The following is a 1,806-nucleotide window of genomic DNA, read 5'->3' on the forward strand; positions in this document are numbered from 1 at the left end:
CCTCCCACTATAATTTAATGTTTTCTCACGTTTTCTCACTCGTTCTTAGATTTTCAACCATCCACCATTTCGAGAGATGGAGAAAGCATGTAGCTGTGACATATTTTTCTGTAGGTGCCGGTTGCGGGAACAGAGGTTGAGACGCTATTCCCAATCTGTGGACGAGTTGTATGACCGCACTCTGGATATCCACTCCATTGCCCCGACGGCTTACCCTCCCATGTCACGCTGGGTCTTAGCCCTTACATTCCTTCGTTCTGCCTCTCGAGGTGTGGACGCCGTTTCTTGCTCCTTTACTGGGTCGTTGCCCTTACGGATTAAATCCTACGGCTGCTCCGTGCTTCAATTGTCGTTGGTTTATTTCAAGTTCTCGTGAGAAACGTGTAATCGGTTTGAACTAAGCTGCCATCTGTAGCTGGGCTTGTCGTACCGGCCCTAGAACTTCGTCAGGGTGGTACGGAATGCATTGGGTGCCTAATGTGTACAGCACTCGTATCAACTTGCCGCACAGCGCAACAAGGGATTGCTTCTTCTTTAGCGGATTCTGGCTGCGCTTTGTGAAATATTGGTGCAAAGCTTTAAATTCAGCATTCTTTGCAACCATCGGCATCACCGCTCGGAACAACAGCGCCCGAAGCCTGGATCTGCCGCGCTTCGTAATCGTCGACTTGCCTTTCTTCTTGCCAGAGCTGTTCTCTTTGAGATTAAAGCCCGCAAGCCGGATAATTTGCTGCGCGTGGTCATAGTCGCCCATGTTCCCGACCTCTGCCAGAAATCCGGCAAGCGTTACAGTCGCAACGCCAGGGATCGTTAGCATCTCTTTTGTCCCCGGGATCTGGGCGAGTAGGCGTTCTACTTCCAACATGATGTCATCAAGCTGCTTGGCAAACATCTCATACTGTTCGAGCAACGTCTTCAGTTCAATCTTCGCAGCTGCGACGCCTTGCGTAAGTCCAATAGACGTTCTCGCTGCTTCTACCAACTGTACCGCTCGTTTTGAACCAACGGCGCGCTTTACGTCTTTCTTCCAGCGAAGCACAATCGTGCTAGCATCAAGCGCCACAACCTCGCTCGGGATCGGAAATTCACTCAGAGTAATGAGCGAAGCCTTACCCTCCCAGTCCTTAAACACTTGGCCATACTCCGGAAAGAAGCGGTCCAGCCAGTTCTGAATCCGGCGCTGAACCTGACCCAAGTTCACCATGACCTTCTCACGAAGGTTCATTAGAATCCGAAGATCAGCGTAGATGCTGACCGGTAGCCTTGGCTCAGAATACTTACCGTTACGCACCAGATCGGCGATAACCTTCGCATCTTTGTAATCGTTCTTGGTCGGTGAATTATCCTCGAGTTCTTTGCTTTTGTTAACGTGGTGCGGATTCACAATGACGAGCTTAACGCCTTCTCGCTCAAGAAATTCGGCCAGTGGAAACCAGTAGTGTCCGGTGGGCTCGATCCCCAAGACGATGCCCGTCTTCCGATGTTGCCGCTGAAGCTCCTTCATCCACGCAACAAGTTTCGATAAGCCATGATGATCATTGTCGAACACACAATCCTTGCCTAGCTCGATTCCGCGGAAATCGACGGCCCGGGCTACGTGTGTTTTCTTCGCAATGTCTGCACCGATGACGAGAATTGAATCGGTAATTTGTTCAATTCGTTGATTCTGTTTCCTGGCGTGTTTATACTTCATTGTAGAGTGCCTCCTGAGCTGGGATTTGTTCTTTGGTCGGAACGTTCCCCAGTATACAGAAGGTGCTTTTTTCATTCAAACCTCGAATTCATTCATTACAGGAATGGCTCCTT

The 1,806-nt window shown here is 49.9% G+C and carries 1 protein-coding gene; it reads right to left on the reverse strand.

The genetic code is table 11. From position 1 onward, the window contains the following. Window positions 1–397: 397 nt before the first annotated feature. Complete coding sequence (locus ACFPB1_RS27325) at window positions 398–1,693, reverse strand: IS110 family transposase (RefSeq protein ID WP_379229375.1); 1,296 nt, start codon at window positions 1,691–1,693, stop codon at window positions 398–400. Window positions 1,694–1,806: the final 113 nt, after the last annotated feature.

Origin of the sequence: Paenibacillus sp. GCM10023250 (assembly GCF_042653205.1) — a bacterium.
GTDB lineage: Bacteria > Bacillota > Bacilli > Paenibacillales > Paenibacillaceae > Paenibacillus_Z.